At 68.5% G+C, this 6,047-nt stretch carries 7 protein-coding genes and 2 pseudogenes; 3 read left to right on the top strand and 6 right to left on the bottom strand.

Annotated elements, in window-relative coordinates; all coding sequences use genetic code 11:
• Positions 1-237 precede the first annotated feature (237 nt).
• Positions 238-519, bottom strand: a complete 282-nt coding sequence (locus ABZ281_RS33450) for a hypothetical protein (protein ID WP_356661631.1) — start codon at positions 517-519, stop codon at positions 238-240.
• Between the two features lie 156 nt (positions 520-675).
• Between ABZ281_RS33450 and ABZ281_RS33445 the strand changes: the two genes are divergently transcribed.
• Positions 676-903 (top strand): hypothetical protein, encoded by a 228-nt coding sequence (locus ABZ281_RS33445; protein WP_356661629.1) that lies wholly within the window; start codon positions 676-678, stop codon positions 901-903.
• Positions 904-1,251: 348 nt separating this feature from the next.
• On the opposite strand, the gene ABZ281_RS33440 is transcribed toward ABZ281_RS33445, so the two are convergent.
• Entirely contained in the window at positions 1,252-1,521 is a 270-nt protein-coding gene (locus ABZ281_RS33440; RefSeq protein WP_356661627.1) for a hypothetical protein, read from the bottom strand.
• A gap of 56 nt (positions 1,522-1,577) precedes the next feature.
• Between ABZ281_RS33440 and ABZ281_RS33435 the strand changes: the two are divergent.
• Positions 1,578-1,687: pseudogene (locus tag ABZ281_RS33435) on the top strand (transposase); the annotation flags it as partial.
• 143 nt (positions 1,688-1,830) lie between these two features.
• Here ABZ281_RS33435 and ABZ281_RS33430 read toward each other — a convergent pair.
• Positions 1,831-2,274: pseudogene (locus ABZ281_RS33430) on the bottom strand (transposase); the annotation flags it as partial.
• A 142-nt stretch (positions 2,275-2,416) separates the two neighbouring features.
• Positions 2,417-2,800 carry a hypothetical protein gene (locus ABZ281_RS33425; RefSeq protein ID WP_356661625.1) on the bottom strand — a complete coding sequence of 128 codons (384 nt, stop codon included), beginning with the start codon at positions 2,798-2,800 and terminating at the stop codon, positions 2,417-2,419.
• Between the two features lie 227 nt (positions 2,801-3,027).
• On the opposite strand from ABZ281_RS33425, the gene ABZ281_RS33420 reads away from it, so the two are divergent.
• Entirely contained in the window at positions 3,028-3,561 is a 534-nt protein-coding gene (locus ABZ281_RS33420) for a TerD family protein (protein WP_356661623.1), read from the top strand.
• Between the two features lie 751 nt (positions 3,562-4,312).
• On the opposite strand, the gene ABZ281_RS33415 is transcribed toward ABZ281_RS33420, so the two are convergent.
• Entirely contained in the window at positions 4,313-4,723 is a 411-nt protein-coding gene (locus ABZ281_RS33415; RefSeq protein ID WP_356661621.1) for a cobalamin B12-binding domain-containing protein, read from the bottom strand.
• A 25-nt stretch (positions 4,724-4,748) separates the two neighbouring features.
• Positions 4,749-6,047: methylmalonyl-CoA mutase family protein (locus ABZ281_RS33410; RefSeq protein WP_356661619.1), on the bottom strand; the 1,299-nt coding region annotated here is incomplete at its 5' end.

The raw sequence follows: 6,047 nt of genomic DNA, 5'->3' as shown, positions 1-6,047 counted from the left end.
GCGGTGGGCGTACAACTCCCCCCTCGCCCACCAGGTCCCCCCCATCATCTCGATCTGCATCATACCACGCAACGGGCTGCATCGTGATCACGATGCCGCCCGTTCCGCTGTGTGTGGCCAAAAACACGTGGACTGCCGACGGCTGAGGCCGTCGGCAGTCCAGTTTCCGGTGTGGATCTTCGGCTGCGTCCAGGGTGGCTACTGGTGGCTTGTGAGGAAGGTCTCAGGGCTCAGGGCTCAGGGCTGGATGACGTAGTTCTTGGGAGTCCAGGAGCCCAAGGGCTTGGTCTTGCGACGGCGGGTGGGCCGGCGGCGCGGTCGGTCGTCGTGGAGAGCGATCGAGACGGCCCAGGCCCTGAGCTTGAGGCGGTTGGCGTGGGCGAGCTGGAAGGCCAGCAGGAGCGTCTGGGCGGCGCTGCGGCGGATTCGGCGGGTGCCGGCGTCTTCGAGGCGCTCGTAGAGGGGGTCCTCGGCGTAGCCGTTGATGCCCTCGACGCTGTTGCGCCGCCGGAAGTACACGCGCTGCCAGGCTACGGAGCAACACCCCGTACTGGTCCGTGGTCGTCTACCTGGCCGCCGCCGCGCTGATCATCCTGGCCGCGGCCGGCCAGGAACAGGAGCTCGTCCTGTTCTACGCCGTCGCCGTGTTCGTCAGTTTCCTGGTCGGCCTGGTCGATGGCCCGCTTCGCGAGCCGCGCGAACAAGACGGCCCTGACCTCGGTCAACGCCCTCGCCGCCGTGGCTGTCGCCTTCACTCTCATGGTCAACCTGCTGCGGGGCTTGGCCGATGCTCTCCCTGGCCGCGACCCTGTTCATCGCCGGCGCGGCCTGTACGCACGCTGGACCCGGGCCGGACGCCCCACCGGCATCGAGAACGTCGAGGCAGACGCCGAGGCGGCCTGACGCCATGGTCCGCGTCAGCCCACGACGGTCGCGGTGCCGGTTCGTCACCGCTGGTTCACGCACGCGCTCGCCGCCGTCCACGCACTGACACCGCACCGACCCGGACGGTCAGCTGATCCGCCTCGCGGACGGGCCGCTCGTCCCCGGCGTCCGCCTGACCAGGGTGCCGACATCTGCAACCGGGGGCGGTCTACGCTGGACAGCGACGCAGCCGAAGCCGGTCGACCACCCACGCGCAGTGGAACTGCGGGGCAGCCTGCGCGGCAGCGGCCTGCCGCGTACTGACGAGCAGGCCCAAAGGGCATGGGCGGACGTCCGGGGCGAGACGGTCACGAGGCCGAGCCCGGTCTAATGCACCTGTTCCGCGCGTGCTTCGGTGAGGTCGCTGATCTGTTTCCGGTTCAGGGACGTGGTTCCCTCCTGCCCGGCACCGACCAGGAGCGAGGCGTCTCCGGCGCCATCCAACTTCAGGCGTACGGCGCCGACACTGCCGCTGTCGGCGACGACCACCGCTCCCGGCTGCCGGGTGTCGGCGGCCAGAGCGTCCAGGGTGCCGAGCGTGCGGGCGTTTCGCGCCGGTGGTGCGGTCAGTTCGGCGCCATCGGCGCCGCGTTCCACGGCGGCTCTCGTTGGAGAGGTAGCGGCGGGGGAAGGCGATCCACTCGTCGTGCATCTTCCGCGACCGCCCTCTTGACCACACCCGCTTCCCGTCTACCTCGACGCCACCTACCTCAAGGCCCGCGTCGACCACCAGATCGCCTCCCGCGCCGTCGTCATCGCCACCCCCTTCCCTCAAGCGCTGACCATATCGGCGCTCTGCTCTTCAAGAGCGGTGGCGCTGTTCCCGGCACCTCCAAGAGCGAGGTCTCGCGGATCTGCGGCGACCTCGACGAAAGCCTCACCTCTGCGGACCGAGACGGCATCGGGTTGGGCGAAGATCGTGCGGATAGTCGCGGCGGCCATCTCGGCGTGCTGCTTGGGGATCACCGAGAAGACGTTGCGGACGAAATGAACGCGGCAGCGCTGGTGTGCGGATCCGATCATGACCTTGCCGATGGCGGCGACCAGGCCGAGGTGCTGGTCGGAGATGACGAGGCGGACCCCGCTGGGGAAGAAGGTGCCGGCGCGGAGCTTGGGGATCGCCAGTTCCAGGTCGCCGGCCTGGGTGGTCAGGGTCCGTTCGCGGTGGCCGTTGCGGTAGGTGGTGCGGGTTTCGGTGTGCTCGCCCCATGCGGCGCCGATGTGCTGTGTCGCCTCGGCTTCTATCAGTTCTTGCAGGACTCGTTCGGCCGCAGCCCGGACGATCTCCAGTCCGTCCGTCGAGCGTAGTGACTCCAGAAGGCGGAGCAGGTCATCATGAGCCAGGGTCATCGTGCACCTCCCGGTCGGATTCACCGTTCACCGCGGAGAGTTGCACGGTGGCCGGTCCTCGTTCAGGGCGCACGAGCGGTCCACCAGGGGCAATGCGGTGGCGAGCCGGGGGCGCACATCGGCCAAGAACGGCTACACCACTTCAAGGGACGACATCCGGCGTGTCGTCCTCCCAAGCCGGCTTGGAACAGGAGCTGTTGCTGACGTACTCGGCGTCTCCGATGCCCAGAATGGCATCGGTGTCCGCTGCGTAGTCCGCCAGCGACTCGGCGAGAGGCATGCGCAGGATCGGGTCCAGGCCACCACCCGTGGTCTCCAGGCTGTCCTCGACAGCCATGAGCACATCTTTCATGGCTTGTGCCTGCGGAAGCGAGTGCTGCCCCGCCGTGGGCCCCACAGTGGACTTCCTGAGCGCCGTTCCCAACTCGGAACAACTCAGGGAGGCCTTGTAGTTGCCGCCCAACGCCTCATGGACGCGCTTGTCCTGCAGCAGTTCTTGGGGTGGAAACTCGTACAGGCCAGCCACTGCTGTGGGTGACTCCCGACGCGCTCCACCGAGTCACCCGGTTGCCGACAGCAGTCCGGTGACCACCCGGCTGGCGCGAGGGGCCTCCGGTCGTCCACAGCGTGTGAACAAGCATGCCTGGAACAGAATCGGCGTTCTGCAGGGCTTCAACAGGGTGTGGACGAGCCATACTTGACATGCGGGGAACCATCCCGTGGTGGCTCGACAGCGGGAGAGGCGGCAGTCCGGTGAGCAGCGGCAGCAAGGGGCTGGGGAAGGTCGAGGTGCGGCTCAAGTGGGACCCGAGTCCCATGAATCAGCCGCCTCATCATCTCGACATCATCGCCGCGACCTACTCGGCCGACGCCCCCTACGGGCGGCCGGTGTACGTCGTCCACTACGACAGCCGCTCGCCGGACGGCACCATCAACATGAGCCGGCACAGCCAGACCGGCCAGGGCTTGGGATACGTCGAAGCGATGACCCTGGAACTCGATCGCCTCGCCCCCTCCTTCGCACGGGTGGTCGTGGGGGTGGCGATCCACCAGAACACCGGCCCCAAGACCTTCGGCGACCTGTCGAACGCCGGAGTCCTGGTCGTCGAGGGGTACACGGAACTGTTGAAGGACGACTTCGCGCAGATCGCCGGATCCACCGCCGGGACCGTCGCGGAGTTCACCAAGGTCGCCTCTGGAACGTGGGAGTTCCACGACTTGGTCCAGGGGTTCGACAGCGAACCGGCAGCCTTCAGCGCGGAGATGGGCACCGCCAAGCAGCCCTGACCACGCAGCAGAGCGCGGAGCCTTGGCCGGCCGCCGCATCGGTCGAGCGCCGGGCCCTACCCCAGGGCTCAGACGGACCTCCGGAATGCGGTCCGGACGAAGCCGGTCCCGGCCGACGGGACACCACCGGCCGACCGGACATACTGCGCCCCGCCACCCGGTGAAGGGGTGGCGGGATGGGGGACGGCTCCGCCCAGCGAGGGGCCGCGGGCAGGAAACCGGCTCGGCGTCGTCGACGGGGGGCGACGAGGTCAGGCGGAGCATGGCGCCCAACCCGATCTTTGTGCGGTCTCGAAACTTACTTGATTCTTGAAGGATGTGGACCGCGTGACACCGTAGGGCTGTGGCGAGTGCCGTCGCCCCCGGCAGCCTCCCACAGCGCCCTTGCAGGCGGCAGTGAGGCCGATCCGCCTGGCTCGGGAGCGTGTCGGGCGATGCAGAGTCCGGCATAAAAAGCACGTAAAGATTGCCGAGAGCAGGGCAACGCCGGTACTGCCCCGAACATGTGAGCATGGCACCCACCGGCACGGTGACGCGGAGGAGAGGCGATGCGGGCGGATGGGCTGGTTTCTGGGCCTCGGCATCGTGGGACGTCCATCAGCTGTGGCCGGGCATGGGCGAGCGGCCCTGATGGCTTCTGCACGCGGGCAGCTGATCGGCCGCCGCCGGCCGGCGCCCGCGGCTCGTATCAGCAGTCCGCCCAGGTCGGGACGGGGGCCGGACGGCCGGGATGTCCTGGTACGACGCGACGTCATGCCGCCTTCCTCAAGGGGGCGAGGTTCTGGATCACCCAGTCGGCGATCTCCGGCGTGGGGCATCCCGGTGTGAAGACCGCGGCCACGCCCGTCTCCCGGAGCATCGGAACATCGGCCGCGGGGATGATGCCGCCCCCGAACACTGTGATGTCCCGGGCATCCGCTTCGCCGAGGAGCCTGAGGACCTCCGCGAAGAGCGTCATGTGCGCGCCGGACAGCACGGAGAGCCCGATGCCGTCGGCGTCTTCCTGGATCGCGGTGTCGACGATCTGGTGTGGGGTCTGGTGGAGCCCGGTGTAGACGACCTCGACCCCCGCGTCCCGCAGGGCGCGGGCGACGACCTTGGCGCCTCGGTCGTGCCCGTCGAGGCCGGGCTTGGCGATCACGACACGGATCGGTGTGTTCATTGGTCCCCCTGGTGTGTGCGAGTCCTCACGTGACGGGGGCGTACGTGCCCCAGATCTCGCGCAGTGCGTTGCAGACCTCGCCGATGGTGGCGCGGGCCTTGAGGGCGTCTTTCATGGGGTAGAGGACGTTGTCGTCGCCCTGGGCGGCCTTCTTCAGCGCCGTCAGGGCGGCGTCGACGGCCGGCTGGTCGCGTTCGGCGCGCAGGGTGGCCAGGCGTTCGGCCTGGCGGGCCTCGATGGCGGGGTCGACGCGCAGCGGCTCGTAGGGTTCCTCTGCATCGATCTGGAAGCGGTTGACGCCGACGACGACGCGTTCGCCGGAGTCGGTCTCCTGGGCGATGCGGTAGGCGTTGCGCTCGATCTCGCCCTTCTGGAAACCGCGCTCGATGGCCTCGACCGCGCCGCCCAGCTCCTCGACCCGGTCCATCAGCTCCACCACCGCGCTCTCGACGTCGTCGGTGAGTTTCTCGATGACGTAGGAGCCGGCGAAGGGGTCGACGGTGGCGGTCACGTCGGTCTCGTAGGCGAGGACCTGCTGGGTGCGCAGCGCCAGGCGGGCGGATGTGGCGGTGGGCAGGGCGATGGCCTCGTCGAAGGAGTTGGTGTGCAGCGACTGGGTACCGCCCAGCACCGCGGCCAGGCCCTGCACCGCGACCCGGACCAGGTTCACCTCCGGCTGCTGGGCGGTCAGCTGCACCCCGGCCGTCTGGGTGTGAAAGCGCAGCATCAGCGACTTGGGATCGCTCGCGCCGAACTCCTCGCGCATCACCCGCGCCCAGATCCGCCGCGCGGCACGGAACTTGGCCACCTCTTCCAGCAGGGTGGTGCGGGCCACGAAGAAGAACGACAGACGGGGCGCGAAATCATCGACGTCCATACCCGCGGCGACCGCCGTGCGCACGTACTCGATGCCGTCGGCCAGGGTGAAGGCGATCTCCTGCGCCGGGGAGGCACCCGCCTCGGCCATGTGATAGCCGGAGATCGAGATCGTGTTCCACCGCGGCATCTGCGCCCGGCAGTACCGGAAGATGTCCGCGATCAGCCGCAACGACGGCTTCGGCGGGAAAATGTAGGTGCCCCGGGCGATGTACTCCTTCAGCACATCGTTTTGAATCGTGCCCGTCAGCCGGTCCGCGGCGACTCCCTGCTCCTCGGCCACCAGCTGATACAGCAGCAGCAACAACGCCGCCGGGGCATTGATCGTCATCGACGTCGAGACCTTCTCCAGCGGAATCCCGCCGAACAGCACCCGCATGTCCTCGATCGAATCGACCGCCACACCCACCTTGCCGACCTCGCCGTGCGCGAGCGCCGCATCCGAGTC

Origin of the sequence: Streptomyces sp. NPDC006265 (genome assembly GCF_040613555.1) — a bacterium.
In the GTDB taxonomy this organism is placed as follows: Bacteria; Actinomycetota; Actinomycetes; order Streptomycetales; family Streptomycetaceae; genus Streptomyces.
This window is presented reverse-complemented; position numbering and strand designations above follow the sequence as displayed.